General features: G+C 72.5%; 24 protein-coding genes. 7 read left to right on the top strand and 17 right to left on the bottom strand.

The features are described 5' to 3' along the window. Window positions 1–8 precede the first annotated feature (8 nt). Together L0P92_RS17400 and L0P92_RS17395 are read left to right on the top strand one after the other, a co-directional pair. Complete coding sequence (locus L0P92_RS17400) at window positions 9–449, top strand: DUF742 domain-containing protein (protein WP_234763639.1); 441 nt, start codon at window positions 9–11, stop codon at window positions 447–449. After that, window positions 446–1,021, top strand: coding sequence for a GTP-binding protein (locus L0P92_RS17395; protein ID WP_234763638.1), 576 nt, complete (start codon window positions 446–448; stop codon window positions 1,019–1,021). The genes L0P92_RS17400 and L0P92_RS17395 overlap by 4 nt, the downstream gene beginning before the upstream one ends. Window positions 1,022–1,100: 79 nt before the next feature. Here the strand turns inward: L0P92_RS17395 and L0P92_RS17390 are convergent, their stop codons facing one another. The 5 genes from L0P92_RS17390 to L0P92_RS17370 form a co-directional block, all read right to left on the bottom strand. Then, window positions 1,101–1,787, bottom strand: coding sequence for an ABC transporter permease (locus L0P92_RS17390; protein WP_234763637.1), 687 nt, complete (start codon window positions 1,785–1,787; stop codon window positions 1,101–1,103). Continuing rightward, complete coding sequence (locus L0P92_RS17385) at window positions 1,784–2,473, bottom strand: ABC transporter permease (RefSeq protein WP_234763636.1); 690 nt, start codon at window positions 2,471–2,473, stop codon at window positions 1,784–1,786. Before L0P92_RS17385 ends, L0P92_RS17390 begins: the two co-directional genes overlap by 4 nt. Then, window positions 2,470–3,639 carry an ABC transporter ATP-binding protein gene (locus L0P92_RS17380; protein ID WP_234763635.1) on the bottom strand — a complete coding sequence of 390 codons (1,170 nt, stop codon included), beginning with the start codon at window positions 3,637–3,639 and terminating at the stop codon, window positions 2,470–2,472. The genes L0P92_RS17385 and L0P92_RS17380 overlap by 4 nt, the downstream gene beginning before the upstream one ends. 72 nt (window positions 3,640–3,711) lie before the next feature. Further along, window positions 3,712–5,187, bottom strand: a complete 1,476-nt coding sequence (locus L0P92_RS17375) for a sensor histidine kinase (protein ID WP_234763634.1) — start codon at window positions 5,185–5,187, stop codon at window positions 3,712–3,714. After that, a complete protein-coding gene (locus L0P92_RS17370) occupies window positions 5,184–5,873 on the bottom strand; it encodes a response regulator transcription factor (RefSeq protein WP_234763633.1) in 690 nt (229 codons plus the stop codon). The genes L0P92_RS17375 and L0P92_RS17370 overlap by 4 nt, the downstream gene beginning before the upstream one ends. Window positions 5,874–6,078: 205 nt before the next feature. Here L0P92_RS17370 and L0P92_RS17365 point away from each other — a divergent pair, with 205 nt between their 5' ends. The 3 genes from L0P92_RS17365 to L0P92_RS17355 are packed head-to-tail and all read left to right on the top strand — an operon-like array spanning window position 6,079 to window position 8,834. Further along, window positions 6,079–7,365: a ferredoxin reductase family protein gene (locus L0P92_RS17365; protein WP_234763655.1), complete on the top strand. Its 1,287-nt coding sequence runs from the start codon at window positions 6,079–6,081 to the stop codon at window positions 7,363–7,365. 19 nt (window positions 7,366–7,384) lie between these two features. Further along, a complete protein-coding gene (locus tag L0P92_RS17360) occupies window positions 7,385–8,089 on the top strand; it encodes an FMN-binding protein (RefSeq protein ID WP_234763632.1) in 705 nt (234 codons plus the stop codon). A gap of 22 nt (window positions 8,090–8,111) precedes the next feature. Next, window positions 8,112–8,834: an FAD:protein FMN transferase gene (locus L0P92_RS17355; protein WP_234763654.1), complete on the top strand. Its 723-nt coding sequence runs from the start codon at window positions 8,112–8,114 to the stop codon at window positions 8,832–8,834. A 43-nt stretch (window positions 8,835–8,877) separates the two neighbouring features. On the opposite strand, the gene L0P92_RS17350 is transcribed toward L0P92_RS17355, so the two are convergent. Together L0P92_RS17350 and L0P92_RS17345 are read right to left on the bottom strand one after the other, a co-directional pair. Next, window positions 8,878–9,735 carry a hypothetical protein gene (locus L0P92_RS17350; RefSeq protein WP_234763631.1) on the bottom strand — a complete coding sequence of 286 codons (858 nt, stop codon included), beginning with the start codon at window positions 9,733–9,735 and terminating at the stop codon, window positions 8,878–8,880. Next, on the bottom strand, window positions 9,732–10,124 hold the full coding sequence (locus tag L0P92_RS17345) for a hypothetical protein (RefSeq protein WP_234763653.1): 393 nt from the start codon (window positions 10,122–10,124) through the stop codon (window positions 9,732–9,734). The genes L0P92_RS17350 and L0P92_RS17345 overlap by 4 nt, the downstream gene beginning before the upstream one ends. 328 nt (window positions 10,125–10,452) lie before the next feature. Between L0P92_RS17345 and L0P92_RS17340 the strand changes: the two genes are divergently transcribed. Together L0P92_RS17340 and L0P92_RS17335 are read left to right on the top strand one after the other, a co-directional pair. Further along, a complete protein-coding gene (locus tag L0P92_RS17340) occupies window positions 10,453–11,379 on the top strand; it encodes a hypothetical protein (protein WP_234763630.1) in 927 nt (308 codons plus the stop codon). A 60-nt stretch (window positions 11,380–11,439) separates the two neighbouring features. Beyond that, window positions 11,440–12,147 carry a DUF2470 domain-containing protein gene (locus L0P92_RS17335; RefSeq protein ID WP_234763629.1) on the top strand — a complete coding sequence of 236 codons (708 nt, stop codon included), beginning with the start codon at window positions 11,440–11,442 and terminating at the stop codon, window positions 12,145–12,147. Between the two features lie 85 nt (window positions 12,148–12,232). Here the strand turns inward: L0P92_RS17335 and L0P92_RS17330 are convergent, their stop codons facing one another. The 10 genes from L0P92_RS17330 to L0P92_RS17285 form a co-directional block, all read right to left on the bottom strand. After that, window positions 12,233–13,783, bottom strand: coding sequence for an ABC transporter ATP-binding protein (locus tag L0P92_RS17330; RefSeq protein WP_234763628.1), 1,551 nt, complete (start codon window positions 13,781–13,783; stop codon window positions 12,233–12,235). Then, window positions 13,780–14,706, bottom strand: a complete 927-nt coding sequence (locus L0P92_RS17325) for an ABC transporter permease (RefSeq protein WP_234763627.1) — start codon at window positions 14,704–14,706, stop codon at window positions 13,780–13,782. Before L0P92_RS17325 ends, L0P92_RS17330 begins: the two co-directional genes overlap by 4 nt. Next, complete coding sequence (locus L0P92_RS17320) at window positions 14,703–15,620, bottom strand: ABC transporter permease (RefSeq protein WP_234763652.1); 918 nt, start codon at window positions 15,618–15,620, stop codon at window positions 14,703–14,705. Before L0P92_RS17320 ends, L0P92_RS17325 begins: the two co-directional genes overlap by 4 nt. Before the next feature lie 134 nt (window positions 15,621–15,754). Beyond that, entirely contained in the window at window positions 15,755–17,320 is a 1,566-nt protein-coding gene (locus L0P92_RS17315) for an ABC transporter substrate-binding protein (RefSeq protein ID WP_234763626.1), read from the bottom strand. Between the two features lie 15 nt (window positions 17,321–17,335). Then, complete coding sequence (locus tag L0P92_RS17310; RefSeq protein WP_234763625.1) at window positions 17,336–18,118, bottom strand: class I SAM-dependent methyltransferase; 783 nt, start codon at window positions 18,116–18,118, stop codon at window positions 17,336–17,338. Then, window positions 18,115–19,335 carry an MFS transporter gene (locus L0P92_RS17305; protein ID WP_234763624.1) on the bottom strand — a complete coding sequence of 407 codons (1,221 nt, stop codon included), beginning with the start codon at window positions 19,333–19,335 and terminating at the stop codon, window positions 18,115–18,117. The genes L0P92_RS17310 and L0P92_RS17305 overlap by 4 nt, the downstream gene beginning before the upstream one ends. Further along, complete coding sequence (locus L0P92_RS17300; RefSeq protein WP_234763623.1) at window positions 19,319–20,359, bottom strand: dipeptide epimerase; 1,041 nt, start codon at window positions 20,357–20,359, stop codon at window positions 19,319–19,321. Before L0P92_RS17300 ends, L0P92_RS17305 begins: the two co-directional genes overlap by 17 nt. Next, window positions 20,356–21,441 carry a PLP-dependent cysteine synthase family protein gene (locus L0P92_RS17295; RefSeq protein WP_234763622.1) on the bottom strand — a complete coding sequence of 362 codons (1,086 nt, stop codon included), beginning with the start codon at window positions 21,439–21,441 and terminating at the stop codon, window positions 20,356–20,358. Before L0P92_RS17295 ends, L0P92_RS17300 begins: the two co-directional genes overlap by 4 nt. Then, window positions 21,438–22,283, bottom strand: a complete 846-nt coding sequence (locus L0P92_RS17290; protein ID WP_234763621.1) for a hypothetical protein — start codon at window positions 22,281–22,283, stop codon at window positions 21,438–21,440. The genes L0P92_RS17295 and L0P92_RS17290 overlap by 4 nt, the downstream gene beginning before the upstream one ends. Then, entirely contained in the window at window positions 22,280–23,536 is a 1,257-nt protein-coding gene (locus tag L0P92_RS17285; protein ID WP_234763620.1) for an ATP-grasp domain-containing protein, read from the bottom strand. The genes L0P92_RS17290 and L0P92_RS17285 overlap by 4 nt, the downstream gene beginning before the upstream one ends. Window positions 23,537–23,787: the final 251 nt, after the last annotated feature.

Here is a 23,787-nt window from a genome sequence, read left to right as displayed (position 1 = left end):
ACACCGCCATGGCGGACGGCACCCCACCACCGGACCCGGCCGGTCCGGAGCCCGGCCCCAAGGGGCAGCCGGACCCGGTCGGGCCCGCCCCCTCCGTGCGGCCGTTCCTGGTGACCGCCGGGCGGGTGGCGGCCGACGCCGACGGCCGGTCGATGCCCGTCGAGACCCAGGTGGTCGCCACCACCGAGGGCATCGACGCGCTCGACCGGCTGGCCTTCGAACGGCACGACATCGTCGCCGTCTGCCGGTTGCCGCAGTCCATCGCGGAGATCGCGGCCCGGTTGCGGCTGCACCTCAACGTGGTGCGGGTCCTCGCCGAGGACCTGCGCGCCGCGGGGCAGTTGACGGTGCACGTGCCCGACTCCGGCGTCGTCCACGACGCATCCGTACTGCGCAGGGTCATCGAGGGCCTGCGTGCCATCCCCGACTCACGAGGGGTCACTCCATGACGACGACTGAACCGGCCACCGTACGACCGCCGCTGCCGGTCAAGATGGTGATCGCGGGCGGCTTCGGCGTGGGCAAGACCACCGCCGTGGGTTCGATCTCCGAGATCGAGCCGCTGACCACCGAGGCCGCCATCACGGAGGTCGCGGCGGGCGTGGACGACCTCACCCACACTCCGCGCAAGACCACGACGACCGTGGCCATGGACTTCGGCTGCCTCACCATCGACCCGACCCTGAAGCTGTATCTGTTCGGCACGCCCGGACAGGAGCGGTTCGGGTTCATGTGGGACGACATCGTCGAGGGCGCGGTCGGCGGGCTCGTCATCGTCGACACCCGGCGCCTCGACGACTGCTACGCCGCCGTCGACTACTTCGAGCACCGGGGCATCCCCTTCGCGGTGGCCGCCAACGCCTTCGACGGCAAGGTCGAGCACACGCTGGAGGAGCTGCGCTGGGCCCTTGACGTCACCGATGGCGTCCCGGTCGTCGTGTTCGACGCCCGTGAGCGCGCCTCAGTCCGGGACGCCCTGCTCGTCGTACTGGAACTGGCGTTGACTCGTACCGGGGAATGACGCAAACGCCCAAAGGGGCGCGGGGAACTGCGCGACCAGCCACGACGACGCCGCAGACGCACGACTGCACATCGCGGCACTACCCCGCGGCACCACCAGCGGAGCGCCTGCGCACCCCCGGTGACACCGCGAGCCGCCCCACCGCCCAGAACAGCCCCAGCGTCGTCAACGCCATGGCGGCGACCAGGGTCGCGCCGCCGACGACCTTCTCGTAGTTGCGCTGGTAGAGGCCGTCGATGATGTAGCGGCCGAGGCCGCCGAAGCTGACGTAGGCGGCGATGGTGGCCGTGGAGACGATCTGGATGGCCGCCGAGCGCAGGCCGCTGAGGATCAGGGGGAGGGCGACGGGGAGTTCGACGCGGAAGAGGACCGCGGTCTCGGCCATGCCCATGCCGCGGGCGGCGTCCACCGGTGCGGGGTCGACGGAGCGCATCGCCTCGTAGGTGGTGACGAGGATGGGCGGGATGGCGAGTACGACCAGCGGGATCATCACGGGGGCCATGCCCAGGCCCAGCAGGATGAACATCAGCACCATCAGGCCGAAGCTGGGCAGCGCCCGGGCCGAGGTGGCGATGAGGGCGAGCGTGTTGCCGCCGCGCCCGGTGTGGCCGGTGAGCAGGCCGACGGGCAGGCCGACGGCGGCGGCGATGCCGAGGGCCATCAGCGTGTACTGGATGTGCTCGCCGACGCGGGTCGGGATGCCGTCGTAGCCCTGCCAGTGGGCGTTGTCGCTGAAGAAGGAGTTGATGAAGTTCAGGACGTTCACCGGGCGGCCTCCTTCACGGCGAGCGTGCGGGCGTCGTTCTTGCGGGTGGCGCGCGGCATCCAGGGGGTCAGCAGGACACGGAGGCCGATCAGCGCGGCGTCGACGAGCAAGGCGAGGACGGCCGTGCCCACGACGGAGAGCCAGATCAGGCGGGGCTGGTTGTAGGTCAGGCCGCTGTTGAGCAGGTTGCCGAGGGCGCCCTCGTTGCCGATCAGCATGCCGACGCTGACCAGGGAGACGCTCGACACGGACGCCACCCGCAGTCCGGCGATGATCGCGGGCGCCGCGATCGGCAACTGCACCTGGACATAGCGCCGTACGGGCCCGAAGCCCATGGCGGTGGCGGCGGCCAGTGTCTCCTGCGGCACCGACCGCACGCCGTCCACGATCGCCGGGACGAGCACCACCAGGCTGTAGACGGCCAGCGGGATCATCACCGTGAGCTCGCTGAGGCCGGTGTAGTCGATGAGGATGACGAAGAAGGCGAGCGACGGAATCGCGTACAGCACGGTCGTCACCCACAGCACGGGCGCGTACAGCCAGCGCAGCCGCACACACAGCTGGGCGACGGGCAGGGCGACGAGCAGCCCGACGAGGACCGGGATCAGGGCCTCGCGCAGATGCAGGGCGACCAGTCCGAAGTAGCTGTTCTGGAGGTCGCTTGGCAGGTCGAAGAGTTCGCTCATGGCGCGACCTTCTGGGCCTTGCCGTCCTCGTCGGGCTCCGCGTCCCGCGCCTCGTCCGCAGCGGTCTGTGCGTGCGCGCCCCGGATGGCCTCGCCGATGGCCTGCTGCGGGACGACGCCGGTGGCCCGGCCCGAGGTGTCCACGGCGACGGCCCAACCGGTGGGCGAGAGCACGGCGCAGTCGAGGGCGGCCCGCAGCGAGTCGGTGACGGCGACGAACGGGCGCCCGTAGGGCAGGAGCCGGTCGGCCGTGATCTCCCCGGCGGTGAGGTCCCGCGGCTCGCTCCAGCCGAGGGGCCTGCCGTCGGCGTCGGTGACGAGGAGATACGGGGTGTCGGCGGCGCCGGCCGCGGTGATCTGCTCGGCGGTGGCGTCCACGGCCACGATCGGGGCGGTCAGCAGGTCCAGGCCCGCCGACGGGAAGAAGGACAGCCGCCGGATGCCGCGGTCGGCGCCGAGGAAGTCCTCCACGAACGCGTCGGCCGGCCGGGAGAGCAGCTCGGCGGGCGGGGCGAACTGGGCGAGCTTGCCGCCCGTGCGCATCACGGCGACCATCGTGCCGAGCTTGACGGCCTCGTCGATGTCATGGGTGACGAAGACGATGGTCTTGCCCAACTCCTCCTGGATGCGCAGGAGTTCGTCCTGGAGTCCCTTGCGCACCACCGGGTCGACGGCCGAGAACGGCTCGTCCATCAGCAGCACCGGAGGATCCGCGGCGAGCGCCCGCGCCACGCCGACGCGCTGCTGCTGGCCGCCGGAGAGCTGGTACGGGTACCGCTTGGCGAGCGTCGCGTCGAGGCCCACCCGCTCCATCAGCTCCCGTGCCCGGGACCGGGACTTCTCCTTGCCCCAGCCGAGCATGCGGGGCACGGTGGCGATGTTGTCGAGGATCGTGCGGTGCTGGAAGAGACCGGCGTTCTGGATGACGTATCCCATGGACCGGCGCAGCGTGTTGACCGGCTGCTGCCGGCTGTCGACGCCGTCGATGAGGATGGTGCCCTCACTGGGCTCGACCATCCGGTTGATCATCCGCAGGGTGGTCGTCTTCCCGCAGCCCGAAGGGCCCACGAGTACGGTGATCGAGCGGTCGGGTATCTCCAACGAGAGCCGGTCGACCGCCACCGTGCCGTCCGGGTATCGCTTGGTGACTGAGTCTATGCGTATCAAAACGCCGAATACCCTTCGGGTTTGACAGTTTTCGCCCGCTTCCGACCACGGGCTCCGGGCCGTTGAGAGAGTCTAGACGTGTTGTGTTGCGGCTTCGTGGCCCGGAGGAGCCGCGCCGGTCAGCGGGATCGTCACCGTGAACACCGTCGCCCCCGGCTCGCTGGTCAGCTCGATCCGGCCGCCGTGGGCCCGCACCAGTGACTGGGCGACCGCCAGCCCCAGGCCGCTGCCGCCCCGGTCGCGGCTGCGGGCCTTGTCGACGCGGTAGAAGCGGTCGAAGACCCGGGCCCGGTCGGCGGGCGGGATGCCGGGGCCGGCGTCGGCGATCCGGACCTGAGCCGCGCCGTTCGTCATCGACACCGCCACCGAGACCCGGGTGCCGGCCGGGGTGTGCATCGCCGCGTTGGTGAGCAGGTTGTCCAGGACCTGGCGGATGCGCTGGGCGTCCAGGACCAGCTTCAGGGAACCGGGGCCGGGAGCCACCGTCAGCGGGTGGCCGGCGTGGGTGACCCGGAACGCGTCCGCCGCCTGTTCGACGAGTTCCACCAGGTCCGCCTCCCGCAGCCGCAGCGGTGTCTCCACCTCGGCGGCGTCCAGGCGCGCGAGCAGCAGCAGGTCGTCGAGGAGGAAGCCCATGCGGGCGGCCTCGGCGCGCAGCCGGGCCAGGTGCCTGTCCCGTTCCTCGGGGGCGTTGGCGGCCGCGTACTGGAAGAGGTCGGCGTAGCCCCGTACCGACATCAGCGGGGTACGCAGCTCGTGCGAGGCGTCCGCCACGAAGCGGCGCAGCCGCTGTTCCGCCTCCGCGCGCACCGCGAGGGAGTCGTCGATGTGCTCCAGCATGGTGTTGAAGGCGGTGCGCAGCTCCTCGACCTCGGGGCCGCCGCTGCGCTTGTCGTGCCGCACCGGCAGTCGCGCCGAGTCCGTCAGATCGTGCGAGGTGATCCCGCGGGCGGTGTGCGCCATGTCGCTCAGCGGCTTCAGTCCGCGCCGCAGCATGCCCCGGCCGACCACCACGAGGGTCATCAGCGCCAGGCCGAAGGTGACCGCCTGGATGGCGATCAGCCGGCCCACGGTGTCCTCGATGTCGTCCATGGGCGCGGCGCTGACCAGCACCACACCGGGCTCGACCTCGCACGCGCGCAGCCGGTACTCGCCCTTGCCCCGCAGGTGCTCGGTGCGCAGGAGCTCCGTGTGCGCGGTGCTCTGCGCCGCGGCGAGCGCGGTGAAGTCGTCGACGTCCTCCGGCAGGTCGGCGGGGTCCTCGGGCCTGCGCAGCTCGGGCTTGCCGTCGCCCACGTCGTACACGGCGTAGAACCAGCTGTAGTACTTCTTGCCGGTCAGCGTGCCGTAGTCCGCGATGCTCTTGGACTGGGCGACCTGGCCCTGCGCGAGCTGGGTGTCCAGCTGGGCCGACAGGTAGTCGCGCATGTACGTGGTCAGGGCCGTGCCGACGACGCCGAAGACGACCAGGGACAGCACGCCGAGGCCCAGGGCCAGCCGGGTGCCGAGCCGCATCCCGCGGTAGGTCCGCCGCAGCCGCCCGATCACTCGGCCGCCTGCCGGATCACGTACCCGAAGCCCCGCACGGTGTGGATCAGCGGGGTGCCGGTGTCGTCGAGCTTGCGGCGCAGCCGGCTGACGACCAGCTCGACGACGTTGGAGCGGCCGCCGAAGCCGTACTCCCACACGTGGTCGAGGATCTGCGCCTTGGTGAGCACGGTCGGTGACTTGCGCATCAGGTAGCGCAGCACCTCGTACTCGGTCGGCGTGAGCGTGAGCAGTTTGTCGCCGCGGCGCACCTCGCGGGTGTCCTCGTCCATCATCAGGTCGGCCACCCGAAGGACGGAACGCTGGAAGCCGGGCCCGGCGCTGCGCCGCAGCACGGTCCGCAGCCGGGCCATCAGCTCCTCCACCGCGAACGGTTTGACCAGGTAGTCGTCGCCGCCCCGGGTCAGTCCGGCCACCCGGTCGGCGACCCCGTCGCGGGCGGTGAGGAACACCACGGGCACCATCGTCCCGGCGCCGCGCAGCCGGTCCAGGACGCCGAATCCGTCCACGTCGGGCAGCATCAGATCCAGCACCACGATGTCCGGATGGAACTCGGCGGCCAGCCGCAGCGCCTCCTCGCCGGAGTTCGCGGTGATCGCCTGCCAGCCCTCGTAGCGGGCGACCGTCGCGACGAGGTCGGCGATCGGCGGGTCGTCGTCCACGACCAGTAGGCGTACTTTCTCCACCCGTTCATAGTGCGGCACCGGACGCCGCTCATCGGGTGCGGGTCGGACACCGCGACCACATCGATAAACACTTGAAAGATCTACGACAGCTTTTTGACAGCTGCGGCCGGACAAGCTCGGTATCCACAGACGAGATCAAGGAGCTGTCGCCGTGACGACGACCGTCCAATCGCCCCCTGCGCCCCCCACGGCGATACGCCCCAGGGTGGTCGCCCGCACGGGCTTGTACGCCCTGCTCGCCGCGAACGTGGCCGTGGTCCTCTACTTCTTCTTCGCCGCCGGCTTCGCCTCGAACACCCTCATCGTGCTCGGCCGCCTCACCGGCCTGTTCGGCGCGCTCCTGATGGCCTTCCAGCTGCTGCTGGTGGCCCGGCTGCCCTGGCTCGACCGCCGGATCGGCATGGACCGGCTGACCTCCTGGCACCGCTGGACCGGCTTCAGCGTGCTGTGGGCCCTCCTCGCACACGCCGTGTTCATCACCTTCGGCTACGCCGAGTCGTCCTCGCTGGACCCGGTGAACCAGCTGATCGACCTCGCCGAGACGGTCGAGGGCGTGCTGCGCGCCGTCGTCGCGCTGGGGATCATCATCGTGATCGGCGTGGTCTCGGCCCGGTTCGCGCGCCGCAGGCTGGCGTACGAGACGTGGCACTTCATCCACCTGTACACCTACGTCGCGGTGGTCCTGGCGTTCACGCACCAGGTCGCGGTCGGTACGTCCTTCACCTCGTCCCCGGTCGCCACGGCGTACTGGTACGGAGTGTGGGGCGTCGCCCTGGCCTCGGTGTTCGTCGGCCGGCTCGTCCTGCCGCTGTGGCGGAACCAGCGCCACCAGCTGCGTGTCTCCGCCGTGGTCGCCGAGTCCGACAACGTGGTCTCCGTCTACGTCACCGGCCGTGACCTGGACAAGCTCCCGGCCCGTGCCGGCCAGTTCTTCCTGTGGCGGTTCCTGACGAAGGACCGCTGGTGGCAGGCCAACCCGTTCTCCCTGTCGGCGGCGCCCGACGGCAACCAGCTGCGGCTCACCGCCAAGGCGGCCGGCGCCGGCTCGGCGGGCCTGAGGCATCTGAAGGTCGGCACGCGCGTCTTCGCCGAGGGCCCCTACGGCGCCTTCACCACGATGCACCGCACCCGGCCGGAGGCCGTGCTGATCGCGGGCGGCGTGGGCGTCACGCCCATCCGGGCGCTGCTGGAGGAGCTGCACGGCCACGCGGTCGTGATCTACCGGGTCGCCACGGACCGGGACGCGGTCCTCTACGGCGAGCTGGTGGAGCTCGCGCACGCCAAGGGCGCCGAGCTGCACCTGGTGACCGGGCCGCCGGCCCCCGACAAGCTGGCCCCGGCGGAGCTGGCGCGGCTGGTGCCCGACATCACCGACCGGGACGTGTTCCTGTGCGGACCGCCGCCCATGATGAACGCGTTGATCGGCAGCCTGCGCGAGCTGGGCGTGCCCAAGCAGCAGGTCCACTTCGAGCGCTTCAGCCTGGCCGGCTGAGAGGGACGGGAAAGACATCGTGAAGCGAGCAATACCTGTCCTGGTCCTGAGCGCCGTGGGCCTGATCCCGGTCTGGCGCTACGAGCCGTCCCTCGGCACCGCCACCACGGAGTCCGCCACGTCGGCCTCGACGCCCTCGGCGGCGGCCGGATCCGGGAACACGGTCGTGAAGGGCTCGACCGTGCAGACCGAGAAGGGCCCGGTACAGGTCGAGGTGACCTTCCAGGGCTCCAGGATCACGGCTGTGAAGATGCTCCAGCAGCCGAACCACCCGCAGACCACGGCGGCGGTCCCGAAGCTGATCGCCGAGACCCTGGAAGCCCAGAGCACGGACATCGACGCCGTCTCCGGCGCCACCATCACCAGCGACGGCTACAAGGAGTCCCTCCAGGCCGCCATCGACGCGAACGCGAAGGCAGCGGCCTCCTCCTCCGCGTCCCCCTCGGCGTCCGCCGCCGCACAGGCGCAGCCGGTCGACGGCCCGACGGTGAACACCGACAAGGGCCCCGTGCAGGTCCAGGTGACCTTCGAGGGCGACAAGATCGCCTCGGTGAAGATGCTCCAGCAGCCGAACCACCCGCAGACCACGGCGGCGGTCCCGAAGCTGATCGCCGAGACCCTCGACGCGCAGAGCGCGGACATCGACACGGTCTCCGGCGCCACGATCACCAGCGACGGCTACCGGGAGTCGTTGCAGGCCGCCATCGACGCGAAGGGTGCCTGACGTGCACCGCGTCGAGCAGGTGATGGGGTTCCCGGTCTCGCTGCGGGTCGACGACCAGCACATCGGCGAGGAGGCGGCCGATGCGGTCTTCGCGTGGCTGCGTGAGGTCGACGCCCGGTTCAGCCCGTTCAAGGCGGACAGCGAGGTGTCCCGGCTGGACCGGGGCGAGCTCGCGCGCGGGGATGTCAGCGCTGACCTCGACGAGGTGCTGGGCCTGTGCGAGGAGTACCGGGTCGCCACCGGCGGCGCCTTCGACGTACGGCTGCCGGGGCGCGGGCTGGATCCGTGCGCGGTGGTGAAGGGCTGGTCGGTGCAGCGGGCGGCCGGGCTGCTGACGGCCGCGGGGGCGCGGCGCTTCGTCCTGAACGCCGGTGGTGACGTCGTCGCCTCCGGCGGGCCCTGGCGGGTGGGGGTACGCCACCCCGAGCAGGCCGACAAGGTGTGCACGGTGGCCGAGCTCACCGACGGGGCGATTGCGACGTCCGCGTGCTACGAGCGCGGCGACCACATCATCGACGGCCGCACGGGGCGCCCGGCCACCGGACTGCTCTCGCTCAGCGTCGTGGCGTCCTCCCTGACCGTCGCGGACACCGTGGCGACCGCCGCGTTCGCGATGGGCGCGGAGGGCGTCGCGTGGGCGGCCGGCCGGGCGGGCTGCGAGGTGTTCGCGGTGGACGCCGAGCGGCGGGTCTTCCGTACGGAGGGCTTCCCGGTGGCGTCGGAGCGGACGCGGGCGGCGGCGTGACCGACCGGACCGCGGCCCTGGCCGGACCGCGGCGGGAGTTCGCTCAGCCGATCCCGTCCGGCCGGGCCACGGTCCCGTCGTAGGGCCCCTCGGTCCGCTCGGTGACCTCCTGTTCGTACCGGATGCTCTGCCCGTCGTAGGGGATGCGGAAGCCGCACTCGAAGGTGTGCGCGGTGATCCGGTACGTCGAGGGGTCGAGGACGAGGGTCTCCTCGACGCTCTCGACGGTGATCCCGCTCTCGGGGGTGGTGACGTCGGCGGCGCGCAACTGCCGCAGGGTCGGGGCGAGTTCGCGCAGGGCCTTCTTCACGACGGCCTCCTCCCGTACGCCGGGCAGCGGGGCGGTCGCCGTACGCACGCGCAGTTCGACCCGGTCGGCGGGTGTGGCGAGGGTGACCTCGGCGCCGTATCCGCGGAAGGCGTCGAGCGCGGCGAGGGGGTCCTCGACCTTGTCCGCGAACTCCGGGTCGGTGAGGGGACCGTGCTCCCAGCCGGCCGTGCCCTTCTTGACGTAAGCCGTCCCGTCGGCGACGTAGATCTCCTCGGGCTTGCTCACGCCCTTGCTGAGGGTGGCGCCGGTGGAGTGCAGCGCCCAGGGGTCGCCCGTGGTCCGGCGCACGGTGGCCGTGTAGGTCGCGGCGTTCTCCTGGCCCTGGAGCACCAGGCCTTCACGGCCCTTCACCGCGAACGTCCAGCCCTTCGGCCCGGCCATCGCCTCCTCGGCCCGGGCGAGGAACTCGGCGGCGGTACGGGGCTCGGGTTCGGGTTCGGCGGGGGCCGCCTGAGGGCTCGGGGTGGTGGACCGCGCGGAGTCGACGGGCTGTCCGTCGTCGGACGAGTCCGCGCAGGCGGTCAGGGCGGCGGCGAGGAGCAGGGCCGTCGCGGCCATGGACCTTCTCACGCGACGGCCCTCCTGCCCCGACCGTGCAGGGTCAGATAGAAGGTCTGGAGCGATTCGCCGGGTCCGCCGAGGTCGAAGCGGTTGCGGACCTTGCCGAGCGGGTTCCAGATCCGGCCGTCCGGCATGCGCACGCCGACCGGCTGGCCGAAGTAGGTGCGCTGGTCGGCGTCGAAGTCCACCCACACCGCGCCCGCACGGCGCACCAGCACCTCACCGACGTAGGCACCGAGCCCGAACAGCGTCTCCCGCACCTGTTCCCACCCGGCGCCGCCCTTGCGCAGCCCGTCGACCAGGAAGTCCACGACGCGCAGGCTGGCCACGGAGTAGTCCAGCGGCAGCCGGTGGCGGGCGGTCGCGCGTGCGACGAACTCCGCAGCGCACGACCGCATGTCCGCGGCGCCCGTGCCGGGTCTTTCCGCTGGGCTCAATGGGACCCCCACCCCTTCGCTCGATCGGCCGGCGGCGCTTGTGCCGGCTCTCCTGACCGGTCAAGCGGATGCCGCCTCGTGAACATCACGGGTAACGGGCGTGTCGATGCCCACACAAGCAAGTCACAGCGCGCGTACAACCTTCGGGGTTCGCCGTGCGTCGGCGCAGCCCGCTTGGGCCTGTTTGTCCGTGCGTTGGCGTGCGAGGCGTCGCCTGCTGTACAACCGCCGCGCTTCGACATCGTCATCCGTCCTGGCTGCCCCATCCGCCTTACCACCTAGGAGACTTATGAGAACGCGTGCCCGCAGGAGCACGTACCACCGCATCGCCACCGGCCTCGCCACGACGCTGGCTCTCACGGCCGTCTTCTCGGGCCTGCTGGGAGGTGCCACGGCACAGGCCTACGACGTGGAGACCGGAACCTTCGCCTTCAGCGGCGACGCGGGCGAATACATCAGCGCCGGACAGTCGTACTCCTACGCCGACGGAGCGGACTCGCAGGACGTCATCACCGTCCAGGGCTACAGCACCAACGGCGTCCCGGGGACCGACCTCAGCGTGTTCGTCGACGGCGCGGGCGGCGACACCTGGGCGCTGCATCTCGCCGCGCCGTGGGGTCAGCCCCAGTCGCTGACGCCCGGCACCTACCTCGGCGCCAAGGCGAACCCCAGCCCGGACGAGCCGCGGCTCGAACTGCGGGGGAACGGCCGGGACTGTCTCGCCGAGGGCTCCTTCACGATTCGCTCCGTGGAGTTCGGACCGTACGGATACGTCAAGGACCTCGACGCCTCCTTCGAGCAGCACTGCCCGGGAGCCACGGAAGCGCTGCGCGGTGAAGTCCGCGTCCACAATCCGGAGCCTCCCGCCGAGACCGTGCTGGGGCTGGGCGTCGCGGCCGCCGGCACCGCCGACAAGCGGAGCGGGAAGGCCGTCGTGCACGGCACGGTGACGTGCAACTCGCCCGTCACGGTGGACTCGTACGGCACGGTCAGCCAGACGGTGGACGGCGGCACGGTCCGCGGCTCGTACCGCACCCAGGTGCCGTGCGTTCCCGGCGAGCCGGTTGCGTGGACCGCCGAGGCCACGCCCACGGGCAGCGCGCCCTTCCAGCCGGGCGAGGCCTCGGTGATCGCCCGCGCCACCGGCAAGGACCCGTTCTACGGCCAGACGATCACGTCGGACTACAGCGGTTCGCTCACCCTCGACAAGAAGTGACCAGCGGGAGGCACACGACATGAGCTAAGGTTAGGCTTACCTAACTCGAAGGGTCCTCCCGTGTCTGCTGCCTCCTGCCCTGAGCCGTCGCCCGCCGAGCGTGCCCGCTCGGTGCTGGCGGCGGCCGGTTCGCTGACCGTCACCACGCAAGGCCACCGCATCGAGCTGATCGGCCTGCACACGGTCGACGCCGCCGGGCGACTGCTCCTGCACAACCCGCCGGACGGCCACCTGGCCGCCGAGCTGACGATGGCGCCGCACGGTGACCTCGCCGCCCTCGTGGAGTTCACCGACCTGGCCCCCGTCGTCGTACGCGAACGGGTGCGCACCCGGCTGACGCTCGGCGGTTGGCTCACCGCGCTCGGCCCGAAGGCCCTGGTGTTCAACGCGGCCCGGGCGGTGCTCACCGAGGACGACGGCACGACCGTCGTCGGCCTCGACGAACTGGCCCTCGCCTCTCCCGACCCCCTCGCCACGCACGAGGCGGAGATGCTCGCCCGGCTGGACGCTGCCCACGCCCACACGGTGGCCCCGCTCGCCCGGCTGCTCCCGGCCCGGGAGCGACTCGGCGCGACCGGCGTACGGCCGCTGCGGCTCGACCGGTACGGCCTGGTGCTCCGGCTGGAGACGCCGGACGCCCATCACGACGTCCGGCTGCCCTTCGCCACCGCCGCCACACATCCGGCGGAGGCGGTGCGTCAGATCCACGCCCTGCTCGCCGAGGCCACCGCCCGGCCGCGCCGCCGTCGCCTGCCGACCAGGTCGTAGGCGAGGCACACCCCGAAACCGCCGACCTCCGGGCCACCCGCCGAGGCCTTCCCGTCCCCTCCGCGAACCGCCCGGAGGTCGGCTCTCACAACGGGGTCCCCGTCTCCAGGCGCTCCGTGGTCCGCATGAGTGCGGTCGTGAACGGGTGCCGGGGGTCGGTCAGGACCTTTCGCGTCGGCCCCTGTTCGACGACTTCTCCCGCGTCCAGTACGGCGATGCGGTGGGCGAGTCGCGCGGTGTCCAGGTCGTGGGTGATCAGGACGAGGGAGAGGTCGTCGCCCTCCCCGACCAGGCCCGCGAGGACGTCGAGGATGCCCCGCCGGGTCACCGTGTCCAGGCCGGAGGTGACCTCGTCGCAGATCAGCACCCTCGGGCGGGCGAGCAGGGCGCGGGCGAGGGCGGCGCGCTGGAGTTCGCCGCCGGATAGCGCGCCGGGGCGGCGCTGGGCCAGAGCCTCGGGCAGGCCGAGGCGGTTCAGGGTGGCCGACGCCTCGGCCGTGGCGGCCCGCTCGTCGGCGCCGCGCAGGCGGACGGCCGTGCGGGCCACCTGGTGCAGCACGGGCCGGTGCTCGTCGAAGGCGGCGCGGGCGTCCTGGAAGACGTACTGCACGGCGGCGAGTTGGGACCGGTCGCGATGGCGCAGACTGCGCGGCAGCGGGGTGCCGTCGAGCAGGAGCTCGCCGTCGTGGTCGCTGTGCAGGCCCGCCAGGCAGCGGGCGAGGGTGGTCTTGCCGCTGCCGGAACGGCCGACGACGGCCACGCACTCGCCCGGGTGGAGGGCGAGGTCCGAGGCGCGCAGGACTACGGTTCGACGGTCGTGTACGGCGGTCAAGTCCCGTACTTCCAGGACTGGTCGGCCGGCTCCGACAGCCGTCCCGTGCTGCGGTGCCGCGCGCCGGTCGTCGAGCAGTCGGCGGGTCCACTCGTGCCTCGGTGCCGTCCACAGCCGTTCCACCGGGCCCGACTCCACGACCCGGCCCTCGCGCATGACGAGGACCTCGTCGGCGAGGGCGTGGACCACGTCGAGGTCGTGGCTGAGCAGGACGACCGCGATACCGCGCGCCGCGACAGCGGCCAGCTGCTCGACGATACGGCTCTTGGTCAACGCGTCCTGGCCGGTGGTGGGTTCGTCGGCGACGATGACACGGGCGCCGAGCAGCAGGGCCTGGGCGAGGACGACACGTTGCTGCTGACCGCCGGAGAGCTGGTGCGGGTGGCGTCGCAACAGGGCTTCCGCGTCCGGGAGTTGGGCGTCCTCCAGTGCCCGCAGGACCAGTGCGCGAGCCGCCTGGCGGCGTTCGGCGCGGGGCAGGTGACGGACCTGGGGACGGGCGATGTCGTCGAGGAGGGCGCGGACGCGGCGGGCCGGGTTGAGGACGGCGGCGGGATGCTGGGGGATGTAGCCCACGGGCTCACTCCCTGCCCGCAGCACCTCACCGCTCACGCTCGCCCCCGGCGGGTACTCCCCCAGCAGCGCGAGGCCCGTGGTCGTCTTGCCGCTGCCCGAGGCGCCGACCAGCGCCGTCACCTTGCCGGGCAGCACCCGCAGGTCGACGCCGTCGACGATCGCACGTCCGTCGATCTCGACACGCAGTTCACGCAGTTCGACGAGAGGCGTGTCAGTGCCTCGGCTCACGGCTGTCGCCCTCCTTTCCTCAGTGCGCCCCCTTGGGGGCGCGGGGAACGGCGCGACCAGCCCCAACGAGGCCGCAGCCGCCCGACACCCCCTCGCGGCACTTCCGGCGGCGCCACTCGCGGCACCACCCGCGGAGCGAACGCGGCGTCGAACAGCAGGTTCGTCCCCATCGTCAGCGCCACGATCAGCAGCGCGGGCACCACCACGGCCCAGGGCTGCACCATCAGACCGGTGCGGTTGCGGTCGACCATGACCGCCCAGTCGGCGGCGTCCGGCGCGACACCGACCCCGAGGAACGCGGCCGTCGACACCAGGTACAGCACGCCCGTCAGCCGGATCCCGGCGTCGGCGGCGAGGGTGCGCAGCGCCGACCGGCCGACATAGCCGACGGCGATCCGCCACCAGCTCTCCCCCTGCATCCGCAGCGCCTCGACGGCGGGCCGTGCCGCGGCCTCCCCCGCCGCCGCCCGCACGATGCGCGCCGCGTCGGGCACGTTCACCAGCGCCACGAGCAGCGCGAGCCCGGCGGCGCCGGGCGAGAAGACGGAGGCCACGAGCAGGATCAGCAGCAGCGACGGTACGGCGAGCAGCACGTCCAGCGGCCGCATCAGCAGCTCCTCCAGCCGGCGGACGCGGGTGAGCGCGCTGACGAGCGCGACCGGGACGGCGACGAGATACGCGAGCGCGGTGGCGGCGAGCGCGGTCAGGACGACCGTACGGCCGCCCAGCAGGACCTGGTGCCACACGTCACGGCCCACGAAGTCGGTGCCGAGCCAGTGGTCGCCGCCGAGGGTGAAGGAGACGGCCCGGGGGCCGGGATCGCCCGCGAACAGCGGCCCGAGCAGGGCGAGGGCGAGGGGCACGGCGACGACGGTGAGGCCGAGCGCGAAGCGGCGGTACGTCGTCACGTGGTACGTCGTCACGCGGCCACCCCCGCACGCGGGGTCAGCCGGTGCGCCACCAGGTCGGCCCCGAGGTTGAGCAGCACCGTCAGCACCCCGAACACCACGGCCAGCCCCTGCACGACCGGTACGTCCCGTTCGGCCACCGCGTTGAGGAGGACCGTGCCCAGGCCCGGGATCACGAAGAGGGCCTCCACCACGATCACCCCGCACAGCAACCAGTCGACGGTACGGGCGAGTTGCTGAGCCGCCGGGGCCAGGGCGTTCGGCAGGGCGTGGGCGTAGCGGACGCGGGCGCCGGGGACGCCGTAGCGGCGGGCGTGGGCGGCGTAGGGGGAGGCGAGGGCGTCGATCATGCCGGCCCGGACCAGACGGGACAGGGAGCACACCGGCCGGGACAGCAGGACCAGCACCGGCAGGACCAGTGCCGCCGGATGGCCGAGCAGGTCGGTGCCGTAGCCGACCGCCGTCGGCGGCAGCCAGGCCAGTTTCAGGGCGAGGACCGTCACCAGCAGCACGCCGAGGGCGAACTCGGGGACGGCGTACACGGCCAGGGTGACCGAGCTGACCAGCCGGTCCACGAGGCGGCCCTCGTGGCGGGCGGCGAGCACGCCCAGGCCGAAGCCGAGGGGGACGAGCAGGGCGAGGGTGAGCGTGGCGAGCAGCAGGGTGGGGCCGAAGGCGTCGGTGATGTACTGGGTGACGGGGCGGCCGGAGGCGAGGGACGTGCCGAAGTCGCCGTGCAGCAGGCCGGTCGCCCAGTCGGCCAGCCGCTCGTACGCCGGACGGTCCAGGTCCATCGCCTCGCGGATCGCGGCGATGCGGGCGGGGTCGGGCTGGTCGCCGGCCAGGGCGACTGCCGCGTCGCCCGGGAGGGCTTCCGTGAGGGCGAAGACCAGGAGCACGACTCCGACGGTTTGGGCTCCGCCGAGCAGGAGGCGCCTAGTGACGAAGGGGGCGTAGGCCGTCGTGCGAGTGCTGCGCCGTCGTGGCTGGTCGCGCCCCGCGGCGGAGCCGCATATCGATACAGCCCCGCGCCCCTTGGGGGCGTTGCCGCCCAACTGGGTCGTCACGCCAGCCACACCTTGTCGAAGCGGGCCCAGTCGAGGGTGTTTGCCGGAGCCTTCGTCTCAACTCCCTTCACCGTGCGCGCCGTTCCGATGATCCAGTCCGCGAAGCCCCAGATGAGGAAGCCGCCCTCGGTGTACAGACGGCGTTGCATGCGCTCGTAGACGGCGGCGCGGGCGGTCTTGTCGCGGGTGGACTGGGCCTGTTGGTAGAGGGCGTCGAAGTCCTTGTGGTGCCACTTGGTGGCGTTGGTGGTGGAGTCGGTGAGCAGGCGCTGGGAGAGGTGGGCCTCGATGGGCATGGCGCCGGAGCGGTAGCAGCACAGGGTGCCGTTGTCGAGGATGTCGCTCCAGTAGGAGTCCTTGCTGCCCATCTTCACGTCGATCGTGACGCCGGCCTTGGCGGCCTGGTCGCGGAAGATGCCGGCGGCCTCGGTGAAACCGGCGGCGACGGCCGAGGTGTCCAGGGTGACCTTCAGCTTCTCGGCGCCGGCCTTCTTCAGCAGGGCGCGGGCCTTGTCGAGGTCCTGCTCGCGCTGCGGCAGGTCGGCGGCGTAGTACTCGTAGCCCTTGCCGAACAGGTCGTTGCCGACCTCGCCCGCGCCGGACAGCGCTCCGTCGACGAGTTCCTTGCGGTCGGCGATGAGGAAGAAGGCCTCGCGGACCCGCTTGTCGTCGAAGGGTGCCCGGTCGGTCTTCATGCAGAACGCCTGCATGGCGCTGTTGCGCAGCCGGACGATGTCGATCTGGCCGCCGGCCTCGTGGGCGCGGGCGGTGGTCGGGTTGAGCTCGTGGGCGTACTCGACCTGGCCGCCGAGGAGGGCGTTGACGCGGGCGGACTCCTCGTTGGCTACGACGAACTCGATCTCGTCGAGGTGCGGGGCGCCGTCCCAGTAGTCGTCGTTGCGGCGGAAGACGGCGGAGCGGCCGGGGGCGAAGGAGACGAAGCGGAAGGGGCCGGAGCCGACCGGCTTGTCGTCGAACCCGGTGGCGTTCTCGGGGACGATGTACGCGCCGAACGCGGCGAGGACGTTGGGGAATTCGGCGGTGGGCCGCTTCAGGACGAACTCGATGGACCGCTCGCCGGTGGCGCGGCTGGCGTCGAGGTCGAGGGGTTCCAGGGACGCCTTGGCGCGGAACGCCTGCTTGGGGTCGGCGATCCGGCGGTAGCTGTAGAGGACGTCCTTGGCGGTGACCGGCCTGCCGTCGTGGAAGGTGGCCTGACGCAGGGTCACCTGCCAGCGGTCCAGGGTCTTGTTGGACGCCCATTTCTCGGCGAGGCGGGGCTGGGCGGAGAGGTCGGCGCCGTAGTCGGCGAGCTTGTCGTAGAGGGCCTTGGCGCGGGCCACGTCGGCGAAGAGGTTGGCCAGGTGCGGGTCGAGGGTCTCGCTCGCCCCGCCGCCGGCGAACGCGGCGCGCAGCCGTCCGCCGCGCTTGGGGGAGCCGGAGGTGCTCTCGGCCTTGTCGTCCGTGCCGCCCGCGCAGCCGACGAGGGCGAGGGCGGCGGCGCCCGAGGTGGCGGCGAGGAAGCCGCGGCGGCGCAGGGCGGGAAAGCGTTCGTCGTACATGTCTGGTCCTTGGTGTCAGAGGGTGTGCAGGCGGGCGACGAGGTGCAGTCGGTCCGCGTCGGTGGTGGTGCCGGGCAACTCGCTCTCCCGCCACGGTGGTTCGGTGCGCGGTCCGGGACCGTCGTGCAGTTCGAGCACCTCGAAGCCGTGCGCGGCGAGGAGGTGGCGCAGCTCCTGCGGGAACAACAGCCGCCAGGCCGAGCGCTGTTCGACGGGCGGTGATCCGTCGTCGGCGGTCCATACGCGGGTACGGCGCAGGAGTTGGGCGGTGCGGTCGACGGTCAGGGTGGTGCGCGACCGGTAGGCGGTGCCCTGCCAGGTGAAGGAGTCGGTCTTCGGGTTGTCGAGGAGGTCCGTGCGGCCCAGGAAGTACGCCCCGTTGCGCATCTCCGCGACCAGCAGACCGCCCGCGGTGAGGGCCTCGCGGCAGGAGGTGAGGAAGCCGTCGAGCTGGTCGTTGGTGTGGCAGTACAGCAGGGAGCTGTCCAGGCAGACGACGGCGTCGAAGGCGCCCAGGTCGAACCCGTGCAGGTCGGCGTGGACGTACGAGGGGCCGGGGTGCCGGGCGCGGGCGTACGACAGCATCGCCTCGGAGAGGTCGGCGCCGGTCACCGTGCGCCCTGCGGAGTGCAGGTGGGCCGCGTCGCGGCCGGTGCCGCAGCCCATGTCCAGGACGCGCGGCCCCGCGTCGTACCGGCGCAGACAGTCCTCCACCCAGCGTCCGGCGAGCCGGTCGGGGTCGGGGAAGCGGGCCTCGTAGAGGGCGGGGTGGTCGGTGAGGAGGTTGCCGGCGCTCATGCGCGACTCCCCTCGGTGACCTCGGCGACCTTGGCGGCCTCGGCGGTCCGGGGCAGCGCTCCGCGCCGGTGCAGCCAGGCCACACCGCCCGCCGACGCCAGTCCGACGACGGCGCAGCACAGCCAGGGCAGGTTCTCCCCGGTGTCCATGGCCCAGCCGACGACCGCGTTGCCGACGGCGGCGGCGATGCCGGAGACGACGTAGAAGATCCCGAAGTACGTGCCGGTCAGCTCGGGGCGGCCGAAACGGGGGATCAGCTCCATCACGAACGGGGAGGCGATCATGATGCCGAGGTAGAGCAGGAGGGCGCTGAGCAGGACGAGCGGTGCGCCGAGCAGGGGCGGCAGGAAGGCCAGCCCCATCACGGCGAGCCCTGCGGCGATCCAACGCGCCCTGTCTCCACGGGACTTGAGGGAGCGGGTGATGCGCAGCTGCAGCGCGAGGTTGGCCACCGTACCGATCAGGAAGACCAGTCCCGCCGCTCCGTCCCATCCCGTGGCCTGTCTGGCCCCGTCGGGCAGCAGCAGATACAGCTGGTTCTCCAGGGTGAACATGCCGACCATGGCGAGCGCGAAGGCGAGGAAGGCCCGGTTGCCGAGCACCTCGCGCCAGTCCCCGAGGACACCGCTGTTGCCGCTCGGCTCGACCTTGCGCGCGGGCAGGACGAGGGCCTGCGCCACGGTGAGGACGGCGAAGATCCCGGCGGCGGTCAGCGCGGACGTGCGGAAGTCGACGAGGAGCAGGGCGCTGCCCAGCAGCGGGCCGATCAGCGCGCCGGTCGTGGCGAACACGTTGAACAGCGCGAACGCCTCCGCCTTGCGCTCTCCCGACTCCTGCGCGAGATAGGCCCGCACTGCCGGGTTGAACAGCGCCCCCGCGAGCCCGCTGAGCACGGACGCGGCGAGCAGCACCGGCAGCCCGTCGCCCAGCGCGAACAGCCCGAACCCGACCGTCCGCAGCGCGCATCCGGCGATGATGACGCCCCGCGCCCCGAGCCGGTCCGACGCGGAGCCGCCGATGATGAACAGGCCCTGCTGGCTGAGGTTGCGCACGCCGAGCACGATGCCGACGACCGCCGCCGACATGCCGAGGTTCTCGCCGAGGTGGGTGGCGAGGTACGGGATGAGGAGGTAGAAGCCGGTGTTGACGCCGAGCTGGTTGACGAGGAGGAGCTGGACGGCGAGCGGGAAGGCCCGCATCTCACGCCATGTCTTCATGGGCGGCCTCCACCTCCTCGACTCCCAGTCCGGCGCGGGCATTTGTGCGTACGACGCCGTCGTCGCCGCCTATCCCCCGCCACGGGTCGTGGGCCAGCAGCAGATGTCCGTCGAGGTCGGTCCAGCGGGCGCGGTCGGCCAGGTGGACGGCGGGTGCGATGCCGAGGGTGCTGGCGGTGAGGCAGCCGAGCATCAGCTCGGTCCCGCTGCCCTCGATCAGCTCGGCGATCCGCAGGGCCGCCCGGACTCCCCCGCACTTGGCGAGCTTGACGTTGACGCCGTGGACGCGTCCGGCCAGCCGGCGGACGTCGTCGAGCGACACGGCGTCCTCGTCGGCGATGACCGGCAGCGGTGACTTCTCGGCGAGGGCTGCCAGCGCCTCCGGGTCGCCGGGTGCGAGGGGCTGCTCGACGGCCTCGACGCCGAGGTCGGCGAACCGGGGCAGCAGGGCGGCGGCCTGTGCGGTGCTCCAGGCGCCGTTGGGGTCGAGGAGCAGCCGGACCCGGGGCGCGGCGTCGCGGATGACCCGTACGCGTTCGACGTCGTCCTCGGGGTCGGGGGTGCCCGCCTTGACCTTGACGACCTCGAAGCCGCTCGCGGCCAGCCGGCGGGCCTCGGCGGCCGCGCGGACGGGCGAGGTGATGCCGATGGTGCGTGCGGTGGCGGCCACCGGCGGTGCCGGGGCGCCGAGGAGGCGGTGGACGGGGACGCCCGCGCGCTTGCCGACGAGGTCGAGGAGCGCGGACTCCACGGCGGCGGTGACGGCGGGCGGTACGGCGGCCGACGGCAGGGCCTCCAGGGCGCTCTCGGGGTCGGCGAACCGTTCCAGGCCGACCGAGGAGATCAGCCGCAGCAGGGTGTCGGCGTCCAGGCCGTAGTACACGCTGCTGACGGCCTCGCCGTATCCGGTCGTCCCGTCGTGCTCGACGCCCAGCCACACGGCGTCGCGGGCGGTCATGGTGGAGCGGGAGATGCGCAGCGGCTCGGCGAGTGCGAGACGTACGGTGCGCAGGCGGGCCTTCATCGTGTCCTTCCGGGAGAGAGGGGATCGGCGACCCGCGTGCAGCGCGCCCAGCCGCCGGTCTCGGCGGCGCACGGATGCGGTATCTCCACGGGCCGGGTGGCGGCGCCCGCGAGGTCGAGACCGTGGGCGGTGAGGAAGTCGTCGTCGTAGACGGAACCGAGGTAGCGGTGCGGCCCGTCGGGGAACACGGTGGCGACGACGGCGCCCGGGTGTACGCGGGCCGCCCACGCGGCGACCCGGGCCACGGCGCCCGTGCTCCAGCCGCCGCTGACGAAGCTGCCCCGGGCGAGCCTGCGGCAGCTGTCCACGGCTTCGGCGGGGCCGATCCAGTGGACCTCGTCGAAGGCGTCGTAGGCGACGTTGCGCGGGTGGATGCTGCTGCCGAGGCCGCGCATGAGGCGGGGGCGGGCGGGCTGGCCGAAGATCGTGGAGCCGGTGGCGTCGACGCCGATGAGCCGGAGTCCTGGCCAGTGCCGGCGCAGCGGGCCGATGATCCCGGCGCTGTGGCCGCCGGTGCCGACACTGCACACCAGGATGTCCAAGTGGTCGAGCTGGACGGCGAGTTCGGCGGCCAGGGAGGCGTATCCGGTCGTGTTGTCGGGGTTGTTGTACTGGTCGGGCCAGTAGGCGCCGGGCAGTTCGGCGAGCAGGGTGCGCAGTCGGGTCAGCCGTGCGGCCTGCCAGCCGCCCTGGGGTGCCGGGCGGTCGACGAGCTCCAGACGGACTCCGTGGGCGCGCAGCAACTGCCGCATGGACGGCTCCAGTTCGCTGTCGCCGACCAGCACGACGGGGTGGCCGAGCGCCTGCCCGGCGAAGGCGAGTCCGATGCCGAGGGTGCCGGAGGTGGACTCCACGACCGGGGCGCCGGGCAGCAGTTCGCCGCGCTCACGGGCGCCGAGCAGCATGGACACGGCGGCCCGCGCCTTCATGCCGCCCGCAGCGAGCCCTTCGAGCTTGGCCCAGAACCCGGGGTGGGGGTGGGGGAGGTCGGCGGTGACGCGGACGACGGGCGTGCGGCCGAGCAGGGTCAGCAGCTCCGGGCGGGCGGTGGACCGTGCGTCGGCGGTGGTGGCGGCGGTCATCGCGCGCCCCCGGCAGCGCGGTAGCGGTGGACGACGCCGGGCCCGCCGTCGAGCCAGAAGAAGGGGTAGGGCTCCGCGCACACCGCGCTCACGCCGTGCCCCAGGAAGCGGGGCAGCACGGCGCTGCCGGTCTGGGCGAACGTCACCAGTTGCTTCCCGTGCCGCAGCGCGTGCGCGCGCAGGGGCTCGAAGGTGCCGTTGCCCAGCGTCATCCCGGACACCAGCAGCGCGTCACAGCCCTCGGCCGCGGCGAGCGCGTCCGTGACGACCGGCTCTCCCCACTCCGTCACCCCGCCCTTGAGGTCGCACGGGACGTATCCGAGCCCACGCGAGCGCAGGGCTGCCAGCAGGGAGTTGACGACGCCGACGACGAGCACCGTGGCCCCGGCCGGCAGGTCGAGCAGCTCGACCACGGCTCGCGCCCTGGCCTCGGACTTCTCCAGGGAGGACCCGGCGGGCAGCGCGACGGCCTGCGCCCCGTGGTCCGGTGTGTGCGGGGTGACGTGCGTCAGGTAGGCGTCGAGGGCGGCCACCCGTACCGCGGCCAGCGGGTGTTCCAGCAGCCGGGCCACATCTGCACCGACACAGTCGTCGAGCGCGCTGTCCGGCAGTTCCCCGGGTTCGACCGCGCACGACCCGACGGCCTCGGCGAGCCGCAGGCTGAGGACCTCGTTGCGGTAGCCGGTGCCGCGCCCGTCGTGGCGTACGGCCTGCCGGGTGGTGAAGGCGACGGCGATGCGCTGGGTGCGGGGGTCGGGGCCGAGGGCACCCGCGCGGACCCGGGCGACGAGATCGTCGTACGTCCGACAGGAGGTTGTTGGCGGGACGGTGACCGGGGTCATCGGATCACCATCCCGGCGCGCAGGCCGGCCAGCAGGCCCTCGACCCGCTCGCGGGCGCCGGGTCCGTCGGGGTCGCCGGCCATGACGTGGCCCAGGTACTCGTTGTTGCTGCCGGCCGCCTTCACGGCCTTGCCGGGCTCGGCGAGCTGTACCTCCAACACACCAGGTTCGTCGGCCAGTCGGCCTGCGTCGAGCGCTTCGAGGGTGCCCGCGCGGTCCGGGACGAGGAAGCCGACGGCGGCGCTGCGCAGGCCGGTGTCGGTGCGCCCGAGGTCGGGTCGGCGGCCGAGGGCGACGTCCACGAAGGCGGCGGCGAGGTCGATGCCGGTGACATGGCGGACGAGCTCGGTGATGCGGTTGCCGGCGGGCCGGGGGTTGACCTCGACGACGCGCGGCCCGGCGGAGGTCAGCTTGATCTCGGTGTGCGCCACGACCCCGTCCGTCAGCCCGAGCGCCTTGAGCGCGCCGAGCGCGGTCTGCTCGGCGGCGTCGAGGTCGGCGAGCGGCAGCGCGGCCGGGAACATGTGCCCGGTCTCGATGAAGGCGGGCGCTCCGCCGATGCTCTTGTCGGTGACGCCGACCATGTGCACGGCACCCGCGTACGACACGGTCTCGACGCTCACCTCGGGGCCGTCGAGGAGCTCTTCGAGGAGGACGGCGGGGGTGCGGCGCTGACCGCGGGCGTTGACCGGGAAGTCGGCCAAGTCCCGGACCAGATCCGCCAGTTGGGTCTCGTCGTCGACGCGCCGCACGAACATGCCCGCGCACAGGTCGACCGGTTTGGCGACGAGCGGGTAGCCGATCTCCTTGGCGGCCCGCGCGAGGTCGGCCCATTCCTCGTGCACGGCGAAGCGCGGTCCGGGCAGGCCCGCGTCGGCGAGGACACGGCGGGTGGCGTCCTTGCGGCAGGCGTTCTCCACCGCCTCGGGGCCGGGGCCGGGCAGGCCGAGGTGCCCGGCGATCCGGGCGACCGTCGGCAGGTAGTAGTCGCAGGAGGTGATGACCCCGTCGAAGCCCAGCACCGAGTGCAGCCGGGCCACTTCGGGCAGCAGGGCGTCGAGGTCGTTGGTCTCTGTGGTGATCACGTTGCGGGCGCCGAGCAGCGGATGCGCCGCCCCTTCGGGCGCCGAGCGCAGGTAGTGATGCAGGTCACGGGTGAGGAAGGTGAACTCGTGTCCGCCCTCCCGGATCGCCCGTGGCAGCAGCCTGCTCATCGACCCGACCCAGCTCTCTACGACCAGCAGATGAGCCACAACTCCCCTTTTCGTGCCGTGAGTTCAGACGTCAAGGCAGCCCGGCACGCCCCTCGGTCGGAGGGGTGCCGGACTTGACGGGCACACGTTAGCGATAATCATTTTCATTTGCTACCCCGCTCTTACCGACCCAGGGAGTGCCCTTGTCCGCCCCGCCCCGTCCCGCCGCCCTGCTGTGCGCCCTCACAGCCGCCGCGGCCCTGCTCCCCACGGCCGCCCCCGCCGTGTCCTCGCCGACGCGGGCCTGCCCG

The sequence above is a fragment of the Streptomyces muensis genome (assembly GCF_021474425.1).
Lineage (GTDB): Bacteria > Actinomycetota > Actinomycetes > Streptomycetales > Streptomycetaceae > Streptomyces > Streptomyces muensis.
This window is presented reverse-complemented; position numbering and strand designations above follow the sequence as displayed.

Excerpts from the sequence above, each read along its gene's own strand:
- L0P92_RS17400 (WP_234763639.1), top strand. The coding sequence starts at position 9 with ATGGCGGACGGCACCCCACCACCGGACCCGGCCGGTCCGGAGCCCGGC.
- L0P92_RS17395 (WP_234763638.1), top strand. The coding sequence starts at position 446 with ATGACGACGACTGAACCGGCCACCGTACGACCGCCGCTGCCGGTCAAG.
- L0P92_RS17385 (WP_234763636.1), bottom strand. The coding sequence starts at position 2,473 with ATGAGCGAACTCTTCGACCTGCCAAGCGACCTCCAGAACAGCTACTTC.
- L0P92_RS17355 (WP_234763654.1), top strand. The coding sequence starts at position 8,112 with ATGGGGTTCCCGGTCTCGCTGCGGGTCGACGACCAGCACATCGGCGAG.
- L0P92_RS17345 (WP_234763653.1), bottom strand. The coding sequence starts at position 10,124 with ATGCGGTCGTGCGCTGCGGAGTTCGTCGCACGCGCGACCGCCCGCCAC.
- L0P92_RS17340 (WP_234763630.1), top strand. The coding sequence starts at position 10,453 with ATGAGAACGCGTGCCCGCAGGAGCACGTACCACCGCATCGCCACCGGC.
- L0P92_RS17315 (WP_234763626.1), bottom strand. The coding sequence starts at position 17,320 with ATGTACGACGAACGCTTTCCCGCCCTGCGCCGCCGCGGCTTCCTCGCC.
- L0P92_RS17310 (WP_234763625.1), bottom strand. The coding sequence starts at position 18,118 with ATGAGCGCCGGCAACCTCCTCACCGACCACCCCGCCCTCTACGAGGCC.
- L0P92_RS17305 (WP_234763624.1), bottom strand. The coding sequence starts at position 19,335 with ATGAAGACATGGCGTGAGATGCGGGCCTTCCCGCTCGCCGTCCAGCTC.
- L0P92_RS17300 (WP_234763623.1), bottom strand. The coding sequence starts at position 20,359 with ATGAAGGCCCGCCTGCGCACCGTACGTCTCGCACTCGCCGAGCCGCTG.
- L0P92_RS17295 (WP_234763622.1), bottom strand. The coding sequence starts at position 21,441 with ATGACCGCCGCCACCACCGCCGACGCACGGTCCACCGCCCGCCCGGAG.
- L0P92_RS17290 (WP_234763621.1), bottom strand. The coding sequence starts at position 22,283 with ATGACCCCGGTCACCGTCCCGCCAACAACCTCCTGTCGGACGTACGAC.